27 protein-coding genes and 1 tRNA gene are annotated in these 26,008 nt (G+C 42.0%); 14 read left to right on the top strand and 14 right to left on the bottom strand.

Annotated elements, in window-relative coordinates:
- Window positions 1–31: 31 nt before the first annotated feature.
- Genes pyrI through V7O61_RS13085 form a run of 3 tightly spaced genes read right to left on the bottom strand, consistent with a single transcriptional unit; the run spans window position 32 to window position 1,929 of the window.
- Complete coding sequence (pyrI, locus tag V7O61_RS13095) at window positions 32–502, bottom strand: aspartate carbamoyltransferase regulatory subunit (protein WP_023845529.1); 471 nt, start codon at window positions 500–502, stop codon at window positions 32–34.
- Entirely contained in the window at window positions 499–1,425 is a 927-nt protein-coding gene (gene pyrB / locus V7O61_RS13090) for an aspartate carbamoyltransferase (protein ID WP_288070348.1), read from the bottom strand. The genes pyrI and pyrB overlap by 4 nt, the downstream gene beginning before the upstream one ends.
- 45 nt (window positions 1,426–1,470) lie before the next feature.
- Window positions 1,471–1,929 (bottom strand): DUF5788 family protein, encoded by a 459-nt coding sequence (locus V7O61_RS13085; protein ID WP_407283353.1) that lies wholly within the window; start codon window positions 1,927–1,929, stop codon window positions 1,471–1,473.
- Window positions 1,930–2,007: 78 nt separating this feature from the next.
- Between V7O61_RS13085 and hxlA the strand changes: the two genes are divergently transcribed.
- From hxlA to V7O61_RS13070, 3 genes are all read left to right on the top strand, one after another.
- The gene (gene hxlA / locus V7O61_RS13080; RefSeq protein WP_407283354.1) at window positions 2,008–3,306 is read left to right on the top strand and encodes a 3-hexulose-6-phosphate synthase; all 1,299 of its coding nucleotides are present in this window, start codon (window positions 2,008–2,010) and stop codon (window positions 3,304–3,306) included.
- A gap of 1 nt (window position 3,307) precedes the next feature.
- Window positions 3,308–4,066: an A24 family peptidase C-terminal domain-containing protein gene (locus V7O61_RS13075; protein ID WP_407283355.1), complete on the top strand. Its 759-nt coding sequence runs from the start codon at window positions 3,308–3,310 to the stop codon at window positions 4,064–4,066.
- Between the two features lie 84 nt (window positions 4,067–4,150).
- Window positions 4,151–4,276: a hypothetical protein gene (locus V7O61_RS13070; RefSeq protein ID WP_023845534.1), complete on the top strand. Its 126-nt coding sequence runs from the start codon at window positions 4,151–4,153 to the stop codon at window positions 4,274–4,276.
- A gap of 36 nt (window positions 4,277–4,312) precedes the next feature.
- On the opposite strand, the gene recQ is transcribed toward V7O61_RS13070, so the two are convergent.
- Window positions 4,313–6,388, bottom strand: a complete 2,076-nt coding sequence (recQ, locus tag V7O61_RS13065) for a DNA helicase RecQ (RefSeq protein WP_407283356.1) — start codon at window positions 6,386–6,388, stop codon at window positions 4,313–4,315.
- Between the two features lie 176 nt (window positions 6,389–6,564).
- Entirely contained in the window at window positions 6,565–7,146 is a 582-nt protein-coding gene (locus V7O61_RS13060) for a PEF-CTERM sorting domain-containing protein (protein ID WP_407283357.1), read from the bottom strand.
- Window positions 7,147–7,412: 266 nt separating this feature from the next.
- Between V7O61_RS13060 and guaA the strand changes: the two genes are divergently transcribed.
- Complete coding sequence (guaA, locus tag V7O61_RS13055; RefSeq protein ID WP_288070632.1) at window positions 7,413–8,327, top strand: glutamine-hydrolyzing GMP synthase; 915 nt, start codon at window positions 7,413–7,415, stop codon at window positions 8,325–8,327.
- A gap of 26 nt (window positions 8,328–8,353) precedes the next feature.
- Entirely contained in the window at window positions 8,354–9,394 is a 1,041-nt protein-coding gene (locus V7O61_RS13050) for an archaeosine biosynthesis radical SAM protein RaSEA (RefSeq protein ID WP_407283358.1), read from the top strand.
- Between the two features lie 44 nt (window positions 9,395–9,438).
- Here V7O61_RS13050 and argB read toward each other — a convergent pair whose 3' ends face one another.
- Window positions 9,439–10,332 (bottom strand): acetylglutamate kinase, encoded by an 894-nt coding sequence (gene argB / locus V7O61_RS13045; protein WP_407283359.1) that lies wholly within the window; start codon window positions 10,330–10,332, stop codon window positions 9,439–9,441.
- A gap of 192 nt (window positions 10,333–10,524) precedes the next feature.
- Window positions 10,525–10,815 (bottom strand): non-histone chromosomal MC1 family protein, encoded by a 291-nt coding sequence (locus V7O61_RS13040; RefSeq protein ID WP_023845540.1) that lies wholly within the window; start codon window positions 10,813–10,815, stop codon window positions 10,525–10,527.
- Window positions 10,816–11,253: 438 nt separating this feature from the next.
- Between V7O61_RS13040 and mptA the strand changes: the two genes are divergently transcribed.
- Both mptA and V7O61_RS13030 read left to right on the top strand, forming a co-directional pair.
- Window positions 11,254–12,210, top strand: a complete 957-nt coding sequence (mptA, locus tag V7O61_RS13035; protein ID WP_288070962.1) for a GTP cyclohydrolase MptA — start codon at window positions 11,254–11,256, stop codon at window positions 12,208–12,210.
- Between the two features lie 56 nt (window positions 12,211–12,266).
- Window positions 12,267–12,584, top strand: coding sequence for a DUF2098 domain-containing protein (locus tag V7O61_RS13030; protein WP_288070960.1), 318 nt, complete (start codon window positions 12,267–12,269; stop codon window positions 12,582–12,584).
- A 57-nt stretch (window positions 12,585–12,641) separates the two neighbouring features.
- On the opposite strand, the gene V7O61_RS13025 is transcribed toward V7O61_RS13030, so the two are convergent.
- Window positions 12,642–13,583, bottom strand: a complete 942-nt coding sequence (locus V7O61_RS13025; RefSeq protein ID WP_407283360.1) for a nucleotidyltransferase domain-containing protein — start codon at window positions 13,581–13,583, stop codon at window positions 12,642–12,644.
- Window positions 13,584–13,815: 232 nt separating this feature from the next.
- Between V7O61_RS13025 and V7O61_RS13020 the strand changes: the two genes are divergently transcribed.
- Both V7O61_RS13020 and V7O61_RS13015 read left to right on the top strand, forming a co-directional pair.
- A complete protein-coding gene (locus V7O61_RS13020; protein WP_407283361.1) occupies window positions 13,816–15,006 on the top strand; it encodes a M20 family metallopeptidase in 1,191 nt (396 codons plus the stop codon).
- Entirely contained in the window at window positions 15,003–15,458 is a 456-nt protein-coding gene (locus V7O61_RS13015) for a GNAT family N-acetyltransferase (RefSeq protein WP_407283362.1), read from the top strand. The genes V7O61_RS13020 and V7O61_RS13015 overlap by 4 nt, the downstream gene beginning before the upstream one ends.
- Window positions 15,459–15,462: 4 nt before the next feature.
- Here the strand turns inward: V7O61_RS13015 and V7O61_RS13010 are convergent, their stop codons facing one another.
- From V7O61_RS13010 to hdrC, 4 genes are all read right to left on the bottom strand, one after another.
- Complete coding sequence (locus V7O61_RS13010) at window positions 15,463–15,915, bottom strand: N-acetyltransferase (RefSeq protein ID WP_023845545.1); 453 nt, start codon at window positions 15,913–15,915, stop codon at window positions 15,463–15,465.
- Between the two features lie 36 nt (window positions 15,916–15,951).
- Window positions 15,952–16,026, bottom strand: a tRNA-Arg gene (locus V7O61_RS13005).
- A 129-nt stretch (window positions 16,027–16,155) separates the two neighbouring features.
- Window positions 16,156–17,052, bottom strand: a complete 897-nt coding sequence (hdrB, locus tag V7O61_RS13000; RefSeq protein ID WP_407283363.1) for a CoB--CoM heterodisulfide reductase subunit B — start codon at window positions 17,050–17,052, stop codon at window positions 16,156–16,158.
- Window positions 17,049–17,582, bottom strand: coding sequence for a CoB--CoM heterodisulfide reductase subunit C (gene hdrC / locus V7O61_RS12995; RefSeq protein WP_407283364.1), 534 nt, complete (start codon window positions 17,580–17,582; stop codon window positions 17,049–17,051). The genes hdrB and hdrC overlap by 4 nt, the downstream gene beginning before the upstream one ends.
- 348 nt (window positions 17,583–17,930) lie before the next feature.
- On the opposite strand from hdrC, the gene glnA (V7O61_RS12990) reads away from it, so the two are divergent.
- The 5 genes from glnA (V7O61_RS12990) to V7O61_RS12970 all read left to right on the top strand — a co-directional run bounded on the left by glnA (V7O61_RS12990) (window position 17,931) and on the right by V7O61_RS12970 (window position 23,804).
- Window positions 17,931–19,271, top strand: a complete 1,341-nt coding sequence (gene glnA / locus V7O61_RS12990) for a type I glutamate--ammonia ligase (protein WP_023845548.1) — start codon at window positions 17,931–17,933, stop codon at window positions 19,269–19,271.
- 201 nt (window positions 19,272–19,472) lie between these two features.
- Window positions 19,473–20,525 (top strand): class II glutamine amidotransferase, encoded by a 1,053-nt coding sequence (locus V7O61_RS12985; protein ID WP_407283365.1) that lies wholly within the window; start codon window positions 19,473–19,475, stop codon window positions 20,523–20,525.
- Complete coding sequence (locus V7O61_RS12980) at window positions 20,522–22,030, top strand: glutamate synthase-related protein (RefSeq protein WP_023845550.1); 1,509 nt, start codon at window positions 20,522–20,524, stop codon at window positions 22,028–22,030. The genes V7O61_RS12985 and V7O61_RS12980 overlap by 4 nt, the downstream gene beginning before the upstream one ends.
- Window positions 22,031–22,032: 2 nt before the next feature.
- Entirely contained in the window at window positions 22,033–22,776 is a 744-nt protein-coding gene (locus tag V7O61_RS12975; RefSeq protein WP_023845551.1) for a glutamate synthase, read from the top strand.
- 5 nt (window positions 22,777–22,781) lie between these two features.
- Window positions 22,782–23,804, top strand: coding sequence for a Coenzyme F420 hydrogenase/dehydrogenase, beta subunit C-terminal domain (locus tag V7O61_RS12970; protein WP_407283366.1), 1,023 nt, complete (start codon window positions 22,782–22,784; stop codon window positions 23,802–23,804).
- A 218-nt stretch (window positions 23,805–24,022) separates the two neighbouring features.
- Here the strand turns inward: V7O61_RS12970 and V7O61_RS12965 are convergent, their stop codons facing one another.
- Window positions 24,023–24,526, bottom strand: coding sequence for a GNAT family N-acetyltransferase (locus V7O61_RS12965; RefSeq protein ID WP_023845553.1), 504 nt, complete (start codon window positions 24,524–24,526; stop codon window positions 24,023–24,025).
- A 7-nt stretch (window positions 24,527–24,533) separates the two neighbouring features.
- Window positions 24,534–25,862, bottom strand: coding sequence for a type I glutamate--ammonia ligase (gene glnA / locus V7O61_RS12960; protein WP_288068808.1), 1,329 nt, complete (start codon window positions 25,860–25,862; stop codon window positions 24,534–24,536).
- Window positions 25,863–26,008 lie beyond the last annotated feature (146 nt).

Genomic DNA, 26,008 nt, shown 5'->3' with positions numbered 1-26,008 from the left:
GTTTCTTCCTTTTTTTATTTTTTTAATTCTTTCATAGCAGGTGCTCTGCAATATTTTCGGAGATTACTCTTCCGCAATAATAACATCTGAGTTTCAGGAATATGTTTTCGGTATCTACAGTAAACTTTGATGTAATAGGTTCATTGCTGTTGGATATACAGTTAGGATTTATACAGCTGACAACTCCTTCTACAAAAGCCGGTATGTGTACTTTGTACTTGCTGGCAACATTAAAGTCGCGTATGATGTTGATTGTAGCATTTGGTGAAATGAGTGCTATTTTATCAACTTCTTCAACATTCAGCTCACGGTTCTCGACTTTAACTACATCTTTTTTTCCATATCTTCCTTTGGAGTTGATCACAACACTAACAACTCCTTTTGATGAATCAGGAAGTCCGAGGATCTTCAATACATTAAGAGCCTTGCCTGCGGTGATATGGTCGATGACAGTACCATTCTCTATCCTGCTCACCCTGAGCTCTGTCTCAATATCGGTCATTCTATCGCTCCTAATACCAGTCCAAGAAGTGCCATTCTCACAGGCACGCCATAGAATGCCTGTTTAAAGTAGCAGGCGTGTGGTGTAGCATCCACACTAGCATCTATCTCATTCACTCTTGGAAGTGGATGCATAATCTTGAGTTCCGGCTTTGCATTCTTCAGAGTTTCCAGGTTGATCTTCAGTTTGTTAGCCACTTTGCGGTACTCCGCAGGATCAGGGAATCTCTCTTTCTGTATACGCGTCATGTAAAGCACATCCACATCCCCTGCAGCTTCTTCTATGGTATCCACTTCTTTTATCTTGGCTCCCCTTTCAATGATATCATTGATTATTTCTTCCGGCATACGCAATTCTTTAGGGGATATCAGGGTTATCTGTGCGCCGTAATGTGAAAGTGCGTAACATAATGAATGAACTGTTCTTCCATATTTGAGATCACCTGCAAGTGCAATTTTTAAGTCTTCAAGGTGGCTTTCACGCTTGATTGTATAAAGGTCAAGCAGGGTTTGAGTGGGGTGATGGCCAGCGCCGTCACCTGCATTAAGAATCGGTACACTGGAGAATTCAGATGCAAGATGTGCCGCTCCTTCTTTCGGATGGCGGAGAACAATGGCATCGACATAGCCGTCAACAACTCTGATGGTATCTGCAAGTGTTTCACCCTTTGCAATAGAACTGGCATCCACCGAACCCAGGTTTAAAACATCTCCTCCAAGCCTGAGCATTGCAGTTTCAAAAGACATTCGAGTTCTTGTACTTGGTTCAAAAAAAAGAACTGCAAGAATCTTTCCTGAAAGCAGGTCCGACCTTTCTTCTCCGCGTGCAATCGGTTCCATCTTTTCAGCAGCAGCGAGTATATGGTCGATCATCTCTCTGGAGAAATTCCTCATAGAAATGATAGGTTGGTCCTTAAAATTCATCGACTACTAAAGGCATTGCATGGGATATAATATTTGCCTGCTGACTCAGGACTTTTTGCTCCAGCATTTATCTTTCATCTCCTCAGTAAGGCTGTCCCACTCGCATGTTTCAACATCATCACAGATGTGTCTGCACTTGAAAATAGCCTTTCTTTTTGCAGATGTTGTTAATTCTTTAAGGTCCATAATGGCCCTGCGAATGCCTGCAGCTTTCTCAAAAATATGATTTGCTTCATCAGAGCTAAGATGTCCCTTCCCAAGACATTCCTCATACTCATTTTCCTTAGCTGTCAGCAGTTCAAGAAGTCTATCGATGTTTTCCACATCGCTTCTTTCTATCCTGGGCTTGTTAACGATCTCCCATACTATCTCATGCAGGTGCACTTCCTTTCCGTCGATTATAACCTTATAAGGTATCTCTTCTCCTACCCAGAAAAGACTACTATGAAGGCTTTTTAACAGTTTTTCTCTTTCTCTGTTGGAAATCTCTTCATTATCCTTCATTTCAGCTCCCAAAATTTAACAATATTAATTTTTACGTGATTAAATTTATAGGTTTTCAAGTATTTTAGTAGTGTAAGTATGTCCAAAGTTGATCCTAATAAACCAATTATTCAGGTTGCTCTTGATCTCCTGGAAACCGACAGGGCAATACAGATAGCAAAAGAATCTCTGGAAGGCGGTGCAGACTGGCTTGAGGCCGGGACTCCTCTCATAAAAAGTGAGGGTATGGATGTTATCAGAAAACTAAGGGAAGCTTTCCCTGATAAGACCATCATTGCTGATATGAAAATAACAGATACCGGTGCAATGGAAGTTGAAATGGGAGCTAAGGCAGGTGCTGATATCATAGTTGTCCTTGCAAGTGCAGACGATTCCACTATACTTGAATCTGTACGTGCGGCCAGAAAGTACGGAGTAAAGATTATGGCAGACTTAATCTCTGCAAATGAGCCTGTTTTCCGCAGTATGGAAGTGGAAAAGCTGGGTGTTGATTACATAAACGTACATGCAGGTATTGACCAGCAGATGGAGGGTCACGATTCACTTTCCATCATGAAGGAAGTGGTCAGGAAAGTCAATATTCCCGTTGCAATTGCAGGGGGTCTGGACGCGGCATCATGTGCCGAGGCCGTAAGCGCAGGTGCTGACATTGTGATTGTCGGTGGAAATATCGTCCGTTCATCCAATGTGACTGCTTCTGCAAAAACCATCAGAGGAAGTGTTGATTCACCTTCAACTGTCAGGTCCATGAAAGTTTCAAAGGATGAGGAAATAAGAGCGATACTGGAAACAGTTTCAACATCCAACATTTCCGATGCCATGCACAGGAAAGGTGCCATGCAGGATATCTTCCCAATGAGGGAAGGCAAAAAGATGGTAGGTACTGCGGTAACTGTCCAGACCTTCAAAGGAGACTGGGCAAAAGCAGTTGAGGCCATAGATGAAGCAAAGGAAGGCGATGTAATCGTAATCTACAATGGAAGCAGGCATGTTGCTCCCTGGGGAGGACTTGCCACTTTGAGCTGCCTTAATAAAGGAGTTGCTGGTGTGGTTATCGATGGTGCCGTGCGGGACATCGATGAGATTCGGAAAATAGGACTTCCTGTATTTGCTACCTGTCATGTGCCCAATGCAGGTGAACCCAAAGGTTTCGGTGAAATAAATTCTGAAATTGTTTGCGGGAACCAGACTGTAAACCCTGGTGATTACATTGTGGGTGATGACAGTGGAGTCGTTGTCATTCCAAAAGAACGCGCCTATGAGATCTCTAGACGTGCTAAAGAGGTTGAAAAGACGGAGCAGCGTCTTTTTGAAGAGATTCGCAGGGGTGCAACATTATCTGAAGTCATGAAACTTAAGAAATGGGAGAAACACTGAAATGATTGAATTGTTAAAAGTGCTTGCATGCATGCCTTTTTTGTTATATTCCTGCTATTCGGATATCAAAACCCGGCGTGTTTCCAATAATGTATGGTTTATGATGTTCGGTGTGGGATTCATATTTATCATGTACGACCTGATGACCTATGGCCTCCCTTATCTGGTACGCAACATATTGTCGTTCCTCTTCATATTCGCTTTTGTGTACATCCTTTTCCAGGTCGGAGCCTTCGGAGGCGCAGATGCTAAAATATTAATGGTTATCTCGCTGATAATTCCAACGTTCCCTGCAATAGAGTTGGGTTCCACAAGTCTCCCACTCACCGGAGTTCCTCCAATCAACCTCTTTGCTTTCAGTGTATTTGGCAATTCCGTAATTCTTACTGTAATAGTTCCGATAGGACTGTGCCTGTATAATCTGGTGAAGAACCCATCTGAATCTTTGAGAAGGCCACTTTACATGTTCATAGGATATATCACTCCAATATCAAAACTGGAAAAAGGCCATTTCCGTATGATCGATTCTTACGAGGATACAAAAGACGGTTTAAAGTTCAAATTTTCAAGGTCAGGTACAGAAATCAGTTCTGATGTGATTAAAGAGCTGAAAATGTATCAGAAAGAAGGCAAAGTAAAAGATGGTGTATGGATAACTCCAGGTCTTCCGTTTATGATTCCAATAACTGCCGGATTCATAACAGCGGTTGTCTATGGGGATCTTATATTCCAGCTGACAATGCAATTCATGATGATGTGAATTGCATTTTAATCTCTTTTTGAGTTCTGTTTTGCATCAGGTTTTAATATTGTTTCTTTCAAATAATTAATTGGAGATGGGTCAATGGAAGAAAATAAACCTGAAAACAAAAAGCAGAAAGAAGATGATCAAAAGGCAAAGGTAAACCCGATTCATCCTGGTGATCAGAGGGTTCGCCCTAAAAGACACCTTCTTGATACATGTGAATAATCTCTGAGGAGTATGATTTACAGAATCAGTGTTTTCTCATTTTCTTTTAACAATTGACGAGTAAACACTTCTGATTTCATCATCTGAATAGTTTCCACCCAGTTTATCTTTTATACTTCTGATGAGGTCATCTTCAAGTTCGTCCAGTGCCTTAAGAACTATTTCTTTTTTAAGAGCCGGTTTTTGAATGCTGTTTTTGGAAATATCAGCTTTATTTTTTTCTTTTGCAGGAACTTTCTTTTTGGCTTCTTTATTTCCCGGCTTTGATGCTTCTTCAGCTTCTAAATGTTCTGCAATAGCTTTGAGGAACATGTCGCCATATTTTTTGAGTTTGTACTCACCAACCCCTGTTATTTTCAACATTTCTTCCTTTGTAGCTGGTCTTCTTGCAGCCATCTGGCGAAGACTTGTATCTGCAAATATGATGTAAGGTGGTACATCCTGCATCTGCGCCAGGGATATGCGCAGCTCTTTTAATTTGTCAAATAGGATTTTATCAGGGTCATCGCTGATTCTGCGATGAACGACTGGATTGCATTCTTCCTCAAATTCATCCTCATCGATATCAGATATAACTGGTTCATATTCTGTTTGCGCATCCTCTACTTTTCGGGTAAAAGTCACAGTTCTTTTTCCATCAAGTATTTCCAGGCTCTTCTTGTTGAGTTTAAGAAGTGGATAACGTGCTCCCTCTACTTTGATTACATCCTGTCTGACCATCTCTCGTGCCATATCCTGCCATTCATTTTTGGAATATTTGTCTCCCTGCCCGAAACTTTTGAGCAGATGGTGTTTTTTGTCTGTGATCTTCTTTGCCCTGCTACCGGTAAGCACATCTATGACCTGGTTCATTCCAAATCTCTGGTTGAGATCCTGAATGCATTTGATTATCAGTCTGGCTTCTGTAGTTCCATCAACTTCTATACGTGGCTGTAGGCAAACATCACATTTCCCACAATTATCCTCTGGTATTTCTTCTCCGAAATACCTCAGCAATACTTTTCGGCGACAGATGTTACTTTCACAGTAGTCCACCATGTCATTGAGCTGCTTGATTGCGATGTCTCTTTCTTCCTTTTTGTCTTTTTGTTTGATGAAATACTCAATTTTGTATTTGTCACCTCGACTGAAAAAGAGTACACATTCACATTCAAGTCCGTCTCGTCCTCCTCTGCCGGTTTCCTGGTAATATCCTTCAAGATTTTTGGGAAGGTCATAATGTATGACAAAACGAACATTGGGTTTGTCGATTCCCATTCCAAAGGCAATGGTAGCAACAACAATGTCTGCCCTGTCTTTGATGAACATCTCCTGGTTCTTTGCTCTCTGGAGATCTGTAAGGCCTGCATGGTATGAAAGTGCATTAAATCCGTCTTTCCTGAGTTTGGTTGTCAGGCTGTCCACAGTCCTGCGGCTCTGACAGTAAATTATTCCGCTTTCACCTTTCTTTTTCCGCAGGTACTTCAGAAGGTTGTTATATGTGTCTTTCTTGGCACGCACACGGTAAAACAGGTTCTGCCTGTTAAAGCTTGCAATGTATACTCCACACCGCTCGATACCAAGTTGTTTTATGGTGTCTTCTCTTACCTTTGGGGTAGCTGTGGCGGTCAGTGCAATAATGGGTATTTCCGGAAACTTCTTTTTTAACATGCCGAGTTTTCTGTACTCCGGTCTAAAATCATGTCCCCATTCTGAGATGCAGTGACTTTCATCAATGGCAAAAAGGCTTACGTTAAGACTCTTAAGAAGTGTGATGGTGCCTGACATCGTCAACCTTTCAGGTGCCACATAGAGAATTTTGATTTCCCCTCTTTTCAGCTCTTCATAAATGCGTTTTGACTGGGCAGGTTTCAGTGTACTGTTAAGGTATGCGGCATCAACACCATTCTCTTTCAGACTGTCAACCTGGTCCTTCATAAGGGATATCAGCGGCGAGACCACAACTGTGATACCATCTTTAAGCAGTGCAGGGAGCTGGTAGCAAAGAGATTTTCCTCCCCCGGTAGGCATAAGAACAAAAGTATCACGGTCATTTAACACATCATTGATTATTTCCTTTTGTAAAGGACGAAAATCAGAATATCCGAAGTACTTGCTGAGAGTCTCGTGCATCTTTAGACCATACTTGTTTTTCCTGAATATATGTTACTGACGTATTTAATCTTCGGGTATGCAGGGTGAAAGTATTCTACTATTCAGTACAGTAAAATTAGAATCAAAAAAGAGGGGGTAATGGATGATTTCAGGAGAAAAAGAGGAGGGGATATTTTCCCTGAAATCATTCCTGTTTATTGTCTTCTGCGCTGCATAACAAGTGCAAGACTCATTATAGCTAGCATTGGTATGGCAATAGTTGGGAACTCCGGAATCTCCTCTCTCTGGCATGTGCAGAACTTCAGGTTATCGATCCATGCAAACTCAGCATATCCTGTTTCCTGGTAGGTAATTGTAATGTAGGATATGCAACTGTCTCCGTTAGACGCTAATTCTATAATTTCAGGAATAAACAAATTTCCTCCTGATGCTGTATCAACTACATTTCCCTGATTATCGTATGCTGTAGCTTGAGTCCCTGCATAGCTACTATGTTTAAAGCTCACGCAGGAAACTTCCGGGAAGAAACTAATAGTTGTTGTTTCTGTGAATTCTGCTACTTTGTTACCGTTTGATGCGCTTCCGGACATTGCAGGTTCAAACGTAACTCCATTGTACTGTGTTCCTATTGTTTCTCCGCATGTTGTGTCTTCAAAAGTGATGACCACGCCTTCACAGTCACATCCATAATCGCAATTAGTACAACCTCCATTTGCGCCTGCAACGACTACAAACAAGGCTAATAAACTCAATAAAATAACTATAATTTTTCTCATTCTAAAACCCCTTTGATTAAAAACTGCCACGTATGCAGTATGAACTCTTCAATATTTTCTATTTATATTTCGAGAATATATTAGAATAAGAAACAATGTTAAGCAACAATTTTTCTAAATAATCAAATTCGGTACATGGTAGGCTATTTTGTAAATACTTTTTATTTTTCTCCGGTAAGGCTCTTATCTCCGGGCGAGCATTAATATGTACGAAACACTATTTCAGGGTAAAATTCATAGTAATCTTATAATCGGAGTTCTCATTCATGGTAAAAGTAGACAAATTCATTCCTAAAGCAATAGATAAAATCCAGAAGCAGATAGATGGAAAAGCCATCATAGCACTCTCTGGTGGTGTGGACAGTTCAGTCTGCGCAATACTTGCACATCGTGCCATCGGTGACAAACTTACACCAATTTACATTGACACAGGTCTCATGCGTAAAGGTGAGACTGAGAGAATAAAGGAAATATTCTCCGACATGAACCTTGAGGTCGTAGACGCAAAAGACCGTTTCCTTTCAGCACTTGCAGGTCTCGATGATCCTGAAGAGAAGCGCAAGGCAGTTGGTGAGGCATTTATTCGTGTTTTTGAGGAAGAAGCAAAATTACTCAAGGCTGAATATCTCATTCAGGGAACCATCTACCCGGACAGAATTGAATCAGAAGGCGGAATCAAGTCCCACCATAATGTAGGCGGCCTTCCATCAGTTATGGACTTCAAGGCAATTGTAGAGCCTATAGATGACCTTTACAAAGATGAGGTTCGTGAAGTTGCCCGTGCACTTGAGCTTCCACACGAGATATCTGAGAGAATGCCATTCCCGGGACCTGGACTTTCCGTAAGGATTGTTGGCGAGGTAACCGAAGAGCTTGTTGACGCTGTAAGGGAAGCCAATGCAATCGTTGAGGAAGAACTCGTTGAACAGTTCCATCCATGGCAGACCTTTGCCGCAATTGTCGGAAAGGGAACCGGTGTGAAAGGTGATGTAAGGGTACACGGATGGATTGTTGCTGTCAGGGCAGTCGGTTCAAGAGATGGAATGACTGCAGAGGCAATGGAACTCCCATGGAGTGTCCTCAGGAAGATTGAATCAAGGATCACCGCTGAGATTCCTTCAGTTGCAAGAGTACTTTATGACCTTACTCCAAAGCCACCTGCAACAATCGAGTTCGAGTAATCATCTAATTTACCAGAGCAAGACAAATGTCACTCAACAAAGCAGTTATTGATATTCGAAATCGCCAGAGGATAAAACTTTCTCCTTTAGATGTTCCTGCAGCCTCATGGACTGGGAAGGATGTCATTGAATCTGGTGAGATAGATACTATTACTATTATCTTTAAGACCTCCGGATGCTGGTGGGGCAAGGCAGGCGGCTGTACCATGTGCGGTTATGTCTATGACAGCGCACAGGACGTACCTTCAGATGATGACCTGATGGCACAGCTCGAAAAGGCAATGAGGAAAGTTTCAGACTATGACCGTTTCATGGTCAAGATATTTACCTCCGGTAGTTTCCTTGACACAAAGGAGATTCCCATTGAGGTAAGGCACAGGATACTTGAAAAGCTGGACGGCGATGAAAGGATTGTCAAAGTTCTGGCAGAGACTCGTCCTGAGTTTGTGACCGAAGAAAATGTGAAGGATTGTGTTTCAGTTCTTAAGAACACGGACTTTGAAGTTGCAATGGGTCTTGAGACAAGTTCTGATGTCATACGCAAGCAATCTATCAATAAAGGCTTTAGTTTCCAGAACTTTGCAGATGCAGCGATTGCAGCTAGGGAAAACGGTGCAACCGTAAAGTCGTATCTTATGCTCAAACCTCTGTTCCTTTCAGAAAAAGAGGCCCTTGAAGATATTGTTCAGACTGTCCGTGATGCGGCAGAGTACACTGATACATTTTCAATCAATCTCTGTAATGTCCAGCGAGGAACTTATGTTGAATATCTCTGGGACAGGAAACAATATCGTCCGCCATGGCTCTGGAGCATTGTAGACATTCTTCAGAGAACAAAGGCAGAGTTTCCTGATATGATTATTACGTCTGACCCTGTTGGTGCAGGTTCAAAAAGAGGACCACATAATTGCAGGGAATGCAGTCACGATGTTGCCGATGCAATAAGGTTGTTCTCATTGACGCAGGATTTATCATGCTTTGAGCATTTGTCCTGTGATTGCAAAGATCTATGGGAGCAGGTTCTGGAACTGGAAGACCACACCTTCGGCAGTCCGATCCTCGATTGATTTGATTGGTTTTTTATTTGAAAATGAAATCTTAAGATGAGTTTTCACTCATCTTCTCTTTTAAATACCATTGTTCCGATTCCGGTGTCAGTGAATAACTCAAGTAATATTGAGTGTGAGACGCTTCCATCGATAATGTGAATCTTTTCGACACCGCTGGTAACTGATGTTGCGGCACTCCTCATTTTAGGTATCATTCCGCCAGATATTAGTCCACTGTCAACCAGTTCCTCTATATCCTCAATGGCAACTCTGGATATGCGTGAGCTTCTGTCATTAATGTCTTTGAGAAGACCGGGAACGTCTGTCATCAATATGAGTTTTTTAGCTTTCAGCGCAGCAGCAATATCGCCTGCAACGGTATCAGCATTTATGTTCAGGGCTTTTCCGTTGATGTCCATGGCAATTGGTGAGATTACCGGGATGTAGTCTTCTTTTATGAGTATATTAATAAGCTCGGTGTTGATTATCTCAGTATCGCCCACCCAGCCGAGGTCTACTTCATGCTCCACATCCTCGATCATGATCTTCTGTGATGGCTTCTTTTTGGCTATGATGGTTTTTCCATCCTTGCCTGAAAGTCCGACTCCTTTTCCACCGTGCTTGCCTATGAGCGCAACGATTTCCGTATTGATATTTCCTACAAGAACCATGCGTGCTATCTCAAGAGTTTCATCGTCTGTTACCCGCAGGCCGCCTACAAATTGAGATTCCTTGCCCATCCGTTTCATCTTTTCTGAAATTTCAGGTCCCCCTCCATGCACGATTATGGGATGGATTCCCACGAATCTTAAAAGGACTACGTCCTGTATGATATCGCTCATTACTTCAGGATTGACCATTGCGTGACCACCTACCTTGATCACCATTATGGAGCCATAAAAATCTCTTATGTATGGCAATGCTTCGATCAGTACATTCTCTCGATTAAGTGTCATGATGTTTACCTATGATTATTTTCTGGATTCGGCTACTCATCAAATAATAGCCGGAGCTCTCTGTTAATATGCTCAATTGATTTAAAAATAGTTACTGCTACAAAGAATCCAGTTGTTTGTGGCTATTTATTGAATGAAAACAAGAATCAGGAAAGTAAAACAAAAGACCCGTAGTTGGGTCTTTTATGAAAATCAGACTTTTTCGAGTTTCTCGATGCCGACCTTCTTTACGAATGGTTTGTTTATCTTGTCAGGCATCCAGTCTGGCTTGTTCTTTGGAGCGTCGACAATCTCTTTCCATCCTTTGAATACGTGTACTTTCTTTGTTCCACGCTCGCGGAGTCTAATCTCCTCTGGCTTTGACTTCTTACCTTTACCTCTGTTTGCCACCTTCAAAGCTGCCTGTCTTGGCTGCTTTCCAGTGAATACCCCGTGCTCATTTCCTTTCTTGTCTCTTAACACAAAATTTCTTGTTTCAGACATGATGTCACCTCGTAATCATTATGCGATTACATCTGCTAACCGTATTTAGTATATAAGGTATATATATTTTTCTTTTAATGTCGTCTTTTGTTCTCGTTTTGTAGTATTTACTACTATTTAGAGCAATTATTTCGGCAGAATATGGGTGTATTTTTATATAATTTTACAAAAGTAGCTTCATTTATCAGAGCGGTATGTGGCAACATGTCAAGTTAACTTGATTTGTAAACCGTTAGTGATTTATATCATTTATGCAATCGGTTGCCGCATTATAACTTATTATATTCTTATATTTCTATTTTCTTTTCTTTTACCATTCCAGGGCTGTAACACAACATTTACATGTAATGAATCCCTTTCACCATGATATAATTACTATCCGGTATCTGTATTTGCAGACCGGATCCTCATCCTTTACTTGATTTTAGAGGTATAATTATGGAAGTCCCGGTTGTCAAATTACCAGATATACAGGCTAACAAGCCCCAGATACCCATTAACCTGACACGCGTCGGTGTTACTAACGTAAAAAAACTCGTACAGATTAAAAGGAGGGACAAGCGTCCGGTAATCCTCATCTGTACCTTTGATATTTTTGTAGATTTGCCATCACACCTGAAAGGTGCAAATCTCTCACGTAACTTTGAGGCTGTCGATGAAGTTCTCGAGAAGGCAGTAAACATGCCTGTCTATGAAATCGAACAGCTTTGCAGTGATGTTGCCCAGAGCCTTTTGAAGCGTCATGAATACGCAACCCGCGCAGAAGTAATTCTTAAAAGTGAGTATGTTCTCAAAAGAGAATCCCCTTCAACAAAGATGGAATGCCAGGAAGTTGTTGATATCTTTGCTGAAGCTATCGCAATGCGTGAAGATGTAGAAAACATGAAAGTCAAGAAACTCATCGGTGCTGAAGTTGTAGGGATGACTGCATGTCCATGTGCCCAGGAAATCATGAGGGATAACGCAAGGCAGGAACTCGAGAATATCGGTGTTGATAACAAGCACATTGCAGAGTTCCTTCACAGGGTCCCAATGGCAACACACAACCAGCGTGGACGCGGTATTATCTCAATCGAAGTTATCGGAAACGTTTATGTTTCACTCGAGGGAATCATTGAAATTATCGAAAAGTCAATGAGTGCAAGTGTCTTTGAGCTTCTTAAAAGGGCTGATGAGGCAAATGTCGTTCAGACCGCTCACAATAATCCAAAGTTTGTTGAGGACTGTGTCAGAACAATGGCAAAGAATGTTGTCAAAGACTTCGAACATCTTCCTGATGAAGCAGTTATCACTATCAAGCAGATAAATGAAGAAAGTATCCACAGGCACAACGCCTTTGCCGAAAGGGTTGCAACCATTGGTGATCTTCGTCTTGAGATCGCTCAGGATGCTTAACTATTAAATCTGTAAGGCTCATATATCTTCAAAGTAACAATTTAAGGAGTAATATTGTGGACGATTCAGAAAAGATCGAGGCTTTAAGTATGGATGGCAGTCCCATTGAAGTTGGTTCTGTTGTGAGATACCTGAACACAGGTACTGTGGGAAGAGTTACCGATCTTACTAAAGATGAAGAAGGTGTCTGGGTATTACTTGACAGTACCGGCTTGTTCTATAAGCCGGAGGTACTTGTCATTACAGATGAAAGTGAACTAAAAGGTGAAATGAAAGAGCGCACCTCTGCAGAGGCTGCAGAATCTTATATGCGTTCTTATAATGCCGAAAATGAGGCTGGTTATGATATCGGCCAGGTAACAGGCGGTGGCTAAACCGCCTTTATGTCTTTTTTAAAATTTAAAATTAAAATTGGTTTCTAATTTTGTATCTCAAATAAATCCTTCTTTTTCAAGCAGTGTAAGTGAACGAATCCATTCGCCCTTTGGTTCCCTGGAAGTGCCAACTACAAGTCTTTTGATGTCTCCTACCTGTTCCACAACACCTTGAGCTTCAATAGTCTCTCCTGCAAGAGCCTGTCCTGCATAAGTGTGAGTATACGAAAGCACATGGTCAATTTCATCGTGGTCCACTTTGTAAACAGAAGGGGCATCAAATGCAAGATCGGCATTTGTAACTTTTGCTTCTATCTTCATTGTGCCAATGTCCTCGCCTCTCTGAGTAGGGTGCTTAATCTGTTCCCAGTCCCTGACAAAAAGAAGATCAAAATAAGTACCTTCTACCATTCCACGATTTCCTTTTCTCTTCTCGTGGACCATAAATTCTTCAAAAGATATCTCCGGGATGCGCTTATTGTATATGCGTTTCCACATGTTCAAATCTATATCCTCTATAGGCCCATCTTCTGATTTTGCTTTTGCGATAGCATCCCTTGCAACGAACCACTGTTCACCGTAAACAACAAAATCAATGTCTGAACCTTTGTTCTGAAGTCCCGGCAGGAGTGATCCTGTTATTCCCATCACATCCCTGCTGATTCCGGCTTTTTCAAGGGTGTCCACAACAACTGTCACTCTGCTGTCAACACCGTACCACTTTTCGATGGCACTTGATGGGGGAAGCACTTTTTTGATTTTCTCTTCAGGGACTACATGTACATCTTCTACCCATTCAGGGCGGTTCTGGCGCATAAAATCAAAAGCAACATCAAAATCATATTTCTTGTAGCGTTTCCCGTCAAGTTCGCGCTCTCCGTTTTCATCCGGCACGTACCTTAATGTGGACCTGACTCCATGTGGGTGGAAATAATCGGAAACTGCAAAGATCCAGTCATCTTCTGTTACAAGGAAATCCCTGAGTCTTGTTTTTGTCATATTTAGCCTTCCTGTTAGTATTCAACTCTGTACAGGTAACTGCCTTTTCACATAAAAATAGTACGACTTTTATTGTTCAGGGTCTGTTCAGATAAAATCTAATGATAACATCTAATATACTTCAGCAACATGTCTATCTATGGCTTTATATTGATAGTCTCTGAAGTGGTTTCTACAATGGTTTCTATATTTGTAATTTTTAAAAATATGTCTGCATGAATGGTGATAAAATTTGCAATCATTTGAAAAATGGGTACGTGAGATCCGAAGAGAGTTCCACCGAAATCCGGAGCTCAGTTTTCATGAGTACGGTACGCAGTCAAGTATAATGTCCGTACTGAGGGAACTCGGGATAGATTGCAGAAAGATCGCTGATACGGGTGTAATTGCAGAAGTTAGAGGCGCTTCTTCCGGTCCATGCATTGCCATACGTTCTGATATTGATGCCCTTGCGGCACACGAGGTGCCTTCTCCAGAAAACCATGAATATATTTCCCAGAATCCTGGTGTCATGCATGCTTGCGGTCATGACGGGCACATGGCTATTGTTCTGGGTGTTGCCCGCATGGTGAAAGAGAATCGAAAGAAAATATGCGGTACTGTCAGATTCATTTTTCAGCCAGCAGAAGAAGTCCCTCCAGGGGGCGCTATCAGAGTAATAAGGGAAGGTGGCCTGGAAAGTGTGGATGCTATTATCGGACTACATATTTTTGGTGATGTGGATATAGGTCAGATAAACGTGCGCTCCGGGCCTTTAATGGCGAGCTCTAATCGCTTCACTTTAAAGATATTCGGAAAAGGCGGTCACCATGCAACACCCGATATGTGCATCGACCCGATTCAGATTGCTGCTGAGTTTATTTCTGCTTTAAAGCCTGCTGTTTCCCGGAAAGTGGATATTTCCGATCATGTAATCGGATTTGGTACTGTGAACAGTGGTAAGCAATTCAACAGAACCCCTGATGAACTTGAACTTGTTGGTAGTTTCAGGACGTTTGATGATAATGACATTGATATTATAGAACAGATAATGTACGATTTGCTTGATTCGCTAATGCATTCGTATACAATGGCGTATCTGGAAGGGGTTCCTTCATATGACCTGAATGTTTATCGTGGTTATCCTGTCCTTTTTAATGATCCACTTTTCACAGAAAGAGCCTCTTTACTTCTTAAAAGTAAATTTGAACAAGTAAACACCCATGCAAAACCAATATTTGGTGCAGAAGATTTTGCTTACTACCTGCAGGAAGTTCCAGGTATGTATGCAATAATAGGCACAAGAAATATTGAAAAAGGAATCATGGAAGGGAATCATTCTTCAAGTTTTGATATTGATGAAGACGTGTTGCTACATGGTGTGGAATTGTTGTATTCTGTGGCAATGGATTTCCTTAAAAACTCCGGGGAATATCTTGAATGATTGTTTTGCCGTTCTCAAATGAATATTCTTCAATGGTAAAGTCATTTGTAATAGCTGTACTTGCCGGAGAAGGTTTTGATTATGATCCGGTTAAGGATTTTGATCTCGATGATATTCAGGGAATATATCTTGAAAAAGGCGGTGCTTTTTTTATGTGTCTTTCAGATGATGAAATTGTAGGGACATCTGCAGTAAAGAATGTTGGCTCAGATGTATGTGAGATTAAAAGACTTTATGTAAAAAAAGAGTGCAGGGGTGAAGGTCTCGGTTTTACTCTTTTTCAGAAAGCCCTGAATTATGCTGAGATTAATTATACTAAGGTTAAGCTGAAAACAGATTCTTCTCTGAAAAAAGCCATATCTATCTACCTTAAAAATGGTTTTTCAGTAGTAAAAGAAGAGAGTGGGACGGTTTATTTTGAAAAGTCCCTGCAATCAGATAAAAGTGAATGATGTTTCATACTTCTTTCATCATTGCTACTTCATCGCAGTTCGGGAATTTGGGACACTTGATGCATCCGGTCCATACTTTATGTGGAAGCATCTGCTTGTCTATTATCTCAAATCCCTGTTTTTCAAAGAAAGGAACTGCATAAGTTAGTGTGAACACTTTGTTTATTCCAAGTTCATCTGATTCTTCCAGACAGGCTTTGACAAGTTTTGTTCCGATGCCCTTGTCTCTGTATTCCTTCTTAACTGCAAATGATAAAACTTCTGCCATGTCCTCCCAGCTAACCTGAAGGGCACAGCACCCGATTATTTCCCCGTCAATCTCGCAGACGTGAAAACTGCGAGTAAATTCATACAGCTCGCTCAATGAACGGGGAAGCATCATCTCCTGTTTTGCGTAGATGTCTATGATGCTTTTAATTGCAGGAATATCATTAACTTTAGCCTTTCTTATTATCAACCATCAATCTCCGGTAATTGTTAAAAAGAGAAATAGCGAGCGTGAAGGGATTTGAACCCCCGGCTTGCAGCTTAGGAGGCTGCCGCCATATCCTGACTAGGCCACACGCTCATGTTGTGCTACTCACGTAATAACATTCAATATCTTAAAGTTATTGGTGAAAAACCTTTCTCGCAGGGAAACCAATTGATTTTTATTGTATATTTTCTAAAATCAGGAATCAAGAATTGTTATAGGATTCTATGATTCTATCCGGGAGTCCAGAAGTTCCATGAGTTTCCTGTTCTTTTCAATGCCCGTGTCAATTCCAAGCATTTCGGGGGGCAATCCAAGTGCAATTCCAAGAAGTTGTGTGTAGTGGAGTACTGGTATTTCAAATTCAGTTCCTGTTAGCTCCTTGATTTCATCCTGGCCGCTGTCAAGCTGCATGTGGCAGAAAGGGCATGAGTTTACTATACAGTCCACACCTGCTTCCTGTATTTTTGCAAGTTTTGCCTCTGTCATTTTCAGAGATCTTTCTTTCATAGCAGAACGAACACCTCCGCCGGCTCCACAGCATGCCATCTTGTCCGGGTATTCCACACTTGTTGAACCAAGTGCAGTTATAAGTTCATCAAAGAATGCAGGCCTTTCAGAACCTCCAAGCCATCTTTCTTTTGTAGGCTTAATCAAGTGACAACCGTAATGGACTGCGATTCTGATGTCCAGCGGCCTTTGCACAAATGAACTGATCTTTTCTGTCCCAAACTCCTGATAAAGATACTCTATTATATGTCTGACATCAATATTGCCTTTAACTTCCCTGCCTATCTTTTGCAGATGAGAATTCACCTCATCTTTTGCCAGTTCATCTTTCTGGATAATGTGGTTTGCATCAGCAAGTGTGCTAAAACACCCGTTGCATATTGTGAGGATATCTCTTTCCATTTCTTCTGAAAGGACTATATTGCGACTTGCAAGTGTGAGCCAGGAACTTTTATCGAAAGAGCGGAACACTCCCGGGGCAGGACAACAGGATGCACCTGGAAGATCGCTGCAGTCAATGTCTAATGTGGCAAGACATAATTTGGTGGCAAGTTCAATGCCGGGATACCTGTTGGGCACAAGGCATCCGAGGAAAAGTGACAATCCTTTCATGCTGTTTTCTCCGTATTCTCATTATAGTCTGTATTCTTTTCAGTGAATATCTCAAAACCACATGACGTTAGAAGTTTTTTTACTTCGTTAAGTGAATCTGTGTATTTATGTACGGTTTCCGGCAGTTCTTCCAGACCTATCTCTGTTCTTTTAATTTTGTTTTGATCATTAATGGGGACTGCATGCCCGTATTTGATAAGCATCTGGCAGACTTCTCTGTGTTCGGGAAAAATAATTCCATGCTGGGCTGAAATTGATCTTATGTTCAGTAATGTATCTACGATATCAATTCCACGTGGACATCTTTCCTGGCAGTTGTAGCAGGTCGTGCACATCCATAATTCTTCATTTTTTATTATGTCCGGATTTCTGCCTGCAATTTTCACAAGTTTGCGGATATTAAGACTGGTATGCCTTCCGGACGGGCAACTACTGCTGCAAACTCCACATTGCATGCAACGGAGAGCGTTAGTAGATGCTCCTCTCAATTGTTTTTTTATATTTGAGTACTCCTCTGGTATTTCGTCCATGTTTGCTCCTGCCTGTTAAAATTATTATTTTTGCAATGCTGATAAAGTTTCCGAAGCTTGGCAATAGTTGCGGCAACCTGTGACATAAATGTCCTTTTTTCTATCTTTTAACTTTTATCAGTCGTATTTTAAGGGATCAACATATTATCTTTCAATGCGATTCATTATTTTCCGGAAATTTGTTCACGCATATTTTTATATCAATTAATGGATAAGATTTTAATAATATTCGCTTTTTTTATTTTTTGGAGAGTGGTGTGTTTAGTTCATACCAAATAGTAATTTATATATATGACCTGATAGGTAATGGGTTACTCACACCCCTTAGTGAATAGAGGAGTAGTCAAAATGGTAATAGCAAATCCAGCAACAAAGGAAGAAGTTTTACAGACTGTAAAAGAGTGCGATGTTAAATTCATTAGAATCCAGTTTACCGACACAATGGGTATGATCAAAAGCTGGGCAATCCCTGCAGAAGATCTCGAAGGTGCATTTGAGAACGGTGTAATGTTCGATGGTTCATCAATCGAGGGTTTCACAAGGATCGAAGAATCCGATATGATTCTCATGCCAGACCCAACAACCTTCAGAATTCTCCCATGGAGACCACAGGAAGGCGCAGTCGCTCGTATCATTGGTGATGTATACAGGCCAAACGGTAAGCCATTCGAAGGTGATCCTAGGTATGTCCTCAAACAGGCAATTGAAAAGGCAGCCGAAAAAGGATACACAATGAATATCGGTCCGGAACTTGAGTTCTTCCTCTTCGAGCTCGATGAGAAAGGTCACCCAACCACAAACCTCACAGACCAGGGAGGATATTTCGACTTTGCACCTCTTGACAAAGCACAGGATGTCAGGAGAGCAATCGACTTCGCTCTTGAGGAAATGGGATTCAAGATTGAAGCATCCCACCACGAGGTAGCTCCATCACAGCACGAGATCAATTTCAGATTCGGTGATGTACTTACCACATGTGACAACATTGTAACATTCAAGTATGTTGTAAAATCCATTGCAGCACACATGGGCTACTACGCAACATTCATGCCCAAACCACTCTTTGGTGTAAACGGTTCAGGTATGCACTCCAACCAGTCCCTCATGAAGGACGGAGAGAACGCATTCTATGACCCAAGCACATCTGACCAGCTCTCAATAACTGCAAAGCAGTACATTGCAGGTCTTCTTACTCACATCCGTGAATTTGCAGCTATCACAAACTCAACTGTCAATTCATACAAGAGGCTTGTACCAGGATATGAGGCACCTATTTACTGTACATGGTCTGCATCAAACCGCAGTTCCCTTATCAGAATACCTGCATCTAGGGGTAAGGGTACAAGGGTAGAGCTCAGATGCCCAGACCCAGCATGTAACCCATACCTTGCATTCGCTGCAATGCTCAGTGCAGGTCTTGACGGTATTGAGAAGGGAATGGAAGCACCAGCATCAACTGATGTTAACATCTTCAAGCTCACCGAGGAAGACAGAGAAGCAAGAGGGATTGAGTCCCTCCCAGGCAACCTTAAGGAAGCTATCGACCTCATGGCAGCTAGCGAATTCGTAAAGGGTGTAATTGGAGAACACGTCTTTGAGAACTACATTGAGTCAAAGAAAGCTCAGTGGGATGACTACAAGGCTCAGGTCCACCAGTGGGAACTTGACACATACCTAAGCATACTGTAAGGGGAATCTTTTCCCTTACTTTCACTTTATTTAAACAATATTTCCATATACTTCGGTCAGCTGCTTTTCAGGCTGATAAAACGTGAATATAAGTTGTTCACGAAAAACCGGGCTTTTCCTGAACGAATTTTTGCATGGTTAAGTTCATATCAGGTAAATACTATCTCATAGCCCCAAGACTAAATACTCATAGTGATCAACATGTGCGGAATTATAGGCGTAATCGATCGGACCATGTCCAGAATGGACGGCTCACATATTAAGAGAGCTCTAAGTCTGATGGATGAAAGAGGAAGTGGAGAAGGCGCAGGATATGTAGCATATGGCATTTATCCTGATTATGCTGACTGCTATGCCATCCACGTATTTTTTGATAATCTGTTAGAACCAAAGACCAAGGTTGACGCAATACTTAAACAGTGGGGAAGGATAGTTCATCAGGAAGAGATCCCAACCTATGAACAGCCAGGTCTCAAGAAAGAACACATACCATGGAGATATTTCTTCAAACCTTATGCTGACCTTATGGTTGGAACCACAAATCCTGATGATGATAATGTCACAAATCTTGTGATGAAGATCAATTCAGAGATTGAAGGTGCTCTTGTTTTCTCATCTGGTAAGAACCTTGGAGTCTTTAAAGCTTCAGGATGGCCTGAGGATGTAGCAAACTTTTACAGAATTGAGGATTATGAAGGTTACATATGGCTCGCTCACAACCGCTATCCAACAAATACATCCGGTTGGTGGGGAGGGGCTCACCCGTTCAATCTGCTTGACTGGTCAGTTGTTCACAATGGTGAAATTACATCATATGGTACAAATCGTAGATACGTTGAAGGTCATGGTTACCAGTGTACAATGTTAACTGACACAGAAGTAGTAGCTTATCTTTTTGACCTTCTTGGCAGAAAACACGGTCTTCCATCAGAAATGGTAGTTGAGGCACTTGCTCCTCCATTCTGGGATGAGATAGACGAGATGCCAGAAAAGAAGGAAGAATTCATGAAGGCACTTCGCCTTACATACGGCCCTGCTCTGATGAATGGTCCTTTTGCAATTGTTGTTGCAACAAAGGACGGAATTGTAGGCTTCACAGACAGGATTAAGCTGCGCCCTCTTATTGTAGGAGAGAACGGCTCAAAACTTTACATCTCAAGTGAAGAGGCAGCAATTCGTACAATGGACCCCGATGTAGATGCAATATACATGCCAAGGGCAGGAGAACCTGTTATCGGGAGGGTTGTAGAATGAGTCTCGGTAGTGTACCACTCAAGTACAAGATCAACATCGATCGCGATCAGTGTATGAAATGTATGCGCTGTGTCGATAACTGTTCCTATGGTGTTTACAGAGTAGAGGATGACAAGATCCTCATAGACTCACGCAAATGTACTGCATGCCACCGCTGTATTTCCATGTGTCCAAGGGACGCAATTATGCTCAAGGAGAGGCCAGTTGACTACCGCAGTCATCCGCTCTGGACAGTTGAAGCACGTGAAGATGTTATTAACCAGGCACGTACAGGAAAGATTATCCTTGCGGGAATGGGTAATGCAGTTGATTATCCTATTATATTTGACAGGCTGTTACTTGACGCATGTCAGGTAACAAACCCAAGTATCGATCCTCTGAGAGAACCAATGGAACTGAGGACATACATTGGAAAGAAGCCTGCAAAACTCGAATTTACAAAGAACAATGGAGACATTGATCTTAAGACCAAACTGACTCCGAATCTTAAACTCGACACCCCTATTATGGTTGGTCACATGAGCTATGGTGCTATCAGTCTTCCGGCCCAGCTCAGTATTGCAAAGGCAGTAAAGAAGACTGGAACCTTCATGGGAACAGGTGAAGGAGGAATGCACGAGGCGATCTATCCATATCAGGATCATTCAATAGTTCAGATCGCATCAGGACGTTTTGGTGTGGATATTGACTATCTGGAGCGCGGCGCAGCAATTGAGATCAAGGTGGGTCAGGGTGCAAAACCAGGTATTGGCGGTCACCTTCCAGGAGAAAAGGTCTGTGCAGATGTATCATGCACACGTATGATTCCACTGGGTTCTGACGCAATCAGTCCTGCTCCTCATCATGATATTTACAGTATAGAAGACCTTGCCCAACTTGTGCGCAGTCTTAAGGAAGCCACAAACTGGGAAAAGCCTGTCTTCGTAAAGATAGCTGCAGTACACAATGTAGCCGCAATTGCAGCAGGTATCGCAAGATCATCTGCAGATGCTGTTGTAATTGATGGTTTTAAGGGTGGTACAGGTGCAGCACCAAAGGTATTCAGGGACAACGTAGGTATCCCGATTGAAGCAGCAGTTGCTGCAGTAGACCAGAAACTCAACGATCAGGGTATCAGGAACGAGGTTTCCATCATAGCCAGTGGTGGTATACGCAACAGTGGTGACCTTGCAAAGTCCATAGCACTTGGTGCTGATGCAGTCTATATCGGAACTGCTTCACTTATAGCACTGGGATGTCGTGTTTGTGGTAACTGCTACCGTGGACTCTGTCCATGGGGTATTGCAACCCAGAAGCCGGAACTTGTCAGCCGTATTGATTCTGATGTTGGTGCAGAGAATATTGCAAACCTTATCCACGCATGGACACTTGAACTGAGTGAACTCATGGGTGCAGCAGGTCTTAACAGCATTGAGAGTCTGCGCGGCAACCGTGAACGTCTGAGAGGATACATGCTTGATCAGGGATTACTTGATGTACTCCAGATAGAATCCATGGGGGCCTGAAGATGGCGGAACCTTTGGTTATAGATGTAAAGGGTATGCACTACTCTCCATTGAATAAACAGATCCGTGCAGCAGTAGCTTCCGGAGTAAAGGAGATAGTGCTCAATAATGTTCTTGGACAGCGTTTCATAGGAAACGGCGTAAGAGGCGACGCAAAAATTACCATTAATGGTGTTCCTGGTGGGGACCTCGGAATGTTCATGAGTGGTCCTGAATGCGAAGTATTCGGAAATGCAGAACATGCTCCCGGTAACACAATGGATAGAGGCTCATTGATAATCCACGGAAGTGCCGGGGATGCTGTTGCACACAGCATGCGTGGCGGAAAGGTATTCGTGGAAGGAAACATCGGCTACCGTGGAGGAATTCACATGAAGGAGTATGAGGGTAAACGTCCGATTCTCGTAATAGGCGGTACATCACATGCATTCCTTGGTGAATACATGGCTGGCGGGCTGATCCTTGTTCTTGGTATAGATAATGAACCGGCAGTACAGGACCGCGGTATCGGCAGTGGTATACACGGCGGAGAGATCGTCATAAGGGGCGATGTGGATGATAATCTGCTTGGTGTCGGAGCTAAGAAAGTCGAGTTTACCGATGATGACCTGGTAAGGCTGTCTCCTGTGATAGAAGAGTTCTGTGGTAGGTTCGATATAGACCCAACTCCTTTCTTAGACACGAACTATTCAAGAATTATCCCTGCAAGCGCCAGGCCATTTGCAGGTAAATACACATGGGAGTGATCACAATGGCAGGTAAAAATTATCTTGATCTTAAGGCAGAAATCTGGGAAACAGATAAATGTGCAGCATGTGGTGCATGTGTAGCTGTATGCCCGGCAGATGCAATTTACTTTAAATTAGGAGAAGACTCCACACATCCACTTAACAGTGGTTACTGCAAGGATGTCAATGACGGAGTTCCATGCGGTGCATGCTATGAAGTATGCCCAAGGAATAAAAAAGCGCCATCTGAGGTTCTTGGAGAATACCTTGAAATCAAGACCGCAAAGGCTGAGATGAATGTTCCAAGAAAACAGAGTGGTGGTGCTGTAACAGCAATACTTACCAATGCTCTTGAAGAAGGCATGATCGATGCGGTCGTCACTGTTGCTGAAGACCAGTGGACCCTTAAACCTTCATCTGCTGTGATTACTTCCACAGATGTACTGGTTCACCAGGCAGGAAGCCGTTACAACTGGTGGGTTCCACTTGTAGCCTCCCTTAAGGAAGCTGTTATGACACGCAAGTTCACAAACATAGCAGTTGTCGGTGTTCCTTGTGTTACACAGGCTATGAGGCAGATGAGACAGAGCGACCTTGACCTGTTGCGTCCATTCAGGAAAAATATCCGTTTTGTAGTGGGACTTTTCTGTACAGAGACTTTTGACTATGAGAAACTCGTGCAGGACAAGCTCATCACAGAACGCCAGATAAATCCTCTGGATATCATACACTTTGATGTCAAGGGTAAACTTGAGATTACCTTAAAAGACGGAAGTATGACAGTGATCTCCCTGAAAGATGTAGATGATTGTGTACGTCCCGGATGTCATATCTGTACTGATTTCACAGCTCTTGATGCTGATGTATCTGCAGGTTCAGTTGGCAGTTCCAAGGGTTATACAACCCTTATAATACGCAACCCCGTTGGTAAGCAATTTGTAGAAAGTGCAGTAAACAACGGAAAACTGTCACTTAACGATGATGTAAATCTGGAATTGGTTGAAAAGCTCTCCAAAAAGAAGCTTGAACGAATGCCAGAGGAGTAAATAAAAACGAAAAATGATGTTTATGGACACGGTGCCTATCCACTTCCTCTATTCTTCCTAACCATGCAATAGGCACTCGTGTCCTGTCTTTTTTCAATCAAAGCGGTCTGACTTCCAGATATTAATCTGTCAGGTTTTCCGCGATGATAAGGATTTCAGGAAGAGCCCTCTTATCGAGACTCTGATGATATATTATTGTTTTGCATCATAACTGCATCTTAAATTTTTTTCTTATAGTAAATAGTATCAACTCCCTTTCCTCTATGATTCAACACAACAGAATAGGCGCTGTATCCCAGTTTTTCATAGAAATTCATTGCAGCAGGATTGCTTGACCATGTGCAAAGATAGATTCTGTTAAATCCTTGTTTTCCTAGTAACAATTCAAGTTCTCTGTTTAGTGCTTTACCGACTCCATTTATTCTATATTCCTGATGAACCGCAAGGAAATTCACATAGGCACTGCTTTCATCTTTCCAGTTCTTTGTACATCCTATCATTCCTATAATTCCACCAGGTAGATCGGAAAGATCTTTCTCATTTAATCTGGCAATCAGGTAGTTCGCTTCAGGAGTGTCCAGGCATCTCCGGACTCTTTCGGGAATACCTCCTCCCCTTTGGCTCAGGGGAGGATAAAAATCATGGTCGACAAGTTCAATGAATCTTTGAACATGCAAATTGTCTGATTTTTTTGCTTCCCGAATGGAATAAATATGCTTCATACGTTTTTCATATTGTATTCAGGTAACGCTGAATCTCCCAGTCATGCACCTGGGTTCTGTACGCATCCCATTCTGCCCTTGCAATACGCAGAATGTTATCATGGACATGCGCACCAAGAGTCTCTTTCAGGAGTTCGTTTTTTTCCAGGTAGTCTGCACTTTCATTGATAGTTGAGGGAAGAGTCTCAATTCCTCTTTCAACACGCTCCTGCTTTGTCAGGTCAAAAACATTGTAATCCATCATTTTTCCAGGATCAATCTTGTTCTTGATACCGTCAAGTCCTGCCGCAAGAATTGCTGCAAAAGTCAGGTATGGATTGCATGAAGGGTCCGGACTTCTCAGTTCGACACGGGTACTTTTTCCCCTTGCGGAAGGGATACGTATCAGGGAGCTTCGATTTGCACCTGACCATGTAATATATACAGGAGCCTCGTATCCGGGGATGAGTCTCTTGTATGAATTCACAAGTGGATTTGAGATGCAGGATATGGCTTTGATATGTTTCAAAACACCTGCAATAAACTGTTTTGTGGTATCACTTATTTCCATTTCACCGTCCGGATCATAAAATGCATTTTCTTCTCCCTTTGAAAGTGAGAGGTTTACATGCATTCCTGACCCGTTCTCCGATGCAATTGGTTTTGGCATGAATGTGGCATGAAGGCCGTGTAACTTTGCGATTGTCCTTGTAACATACTTGAAAGTCATCACATTGTCTGCTGTTGTCAGGGCATCACCATATTTAAAGTCAATTTCATGCTGCCCAAAAGCAACTTCATGGTGGGATGCTTCAATATCAAAATTAAGGTCAGTGAGTGTCAGAACAATTTCTCTTCTGATATCCTCTGCAAGATCAGTTGGTGCAAATTCAAAATACGTACCATAATCATGAGGGATTGTTGTTGCTTTTCCATCGATCTTTTCAAAAAGGAAAAATTCCAGTTCAGGGCCCACATTCAGGGAAAATCCCATCTTTTCAGCTTCTTTCATTACCTTTTTGAGAACATAGCGTGGGTCAGCTTTGAACTGGCTTCCATCTGGCATCTCTATATCGCATATTATCCTTGCCACTCCACCTTTATCTTTACTCCAGGGGAGTATTGCAAAAGTTTTAATGTCCGGTTTTAAGACCATGTCCGATTCATCGATCCTGACAAAACCTTCTATTGATGATCCGTCAAAGGATATTCCTGTGGTTAATGCTTTTTCTATCTGGGTAACAGGGATTTCAACATCCTTGACAACTCCCTGTATGTCCGTAAACTGCAAACGTATAAACTTCACGTTATTAGTTTCAATAGCTTTGATAACGTCTTCCTTATTGCAAATTATCATTTGATCGCCTGCTATTCTTCCTCTATATCTTGCACATGCAATGCAAAATTATTTTAGGCTATCTAAGTTCATGAAGTTATAGTTTGCTGTATGAATATTTGTTTTATATGGAATATTGTTTGTAGTTTTCAAAATAACATAAGTTT

Origin of the sequence: Methanolobus sp. WCC1 (assembly GCF_045690315.1) — an archaeon.
GTDB lineage: Archaea > Halobacteriota > Methanosarcinia > Methanosarcinales > Methanosarcinaceae > Methanolobus > Methanolobus tindarius.
This window is presented reverse-complemented; position numbering and strand designations above follow the sequence as displayed.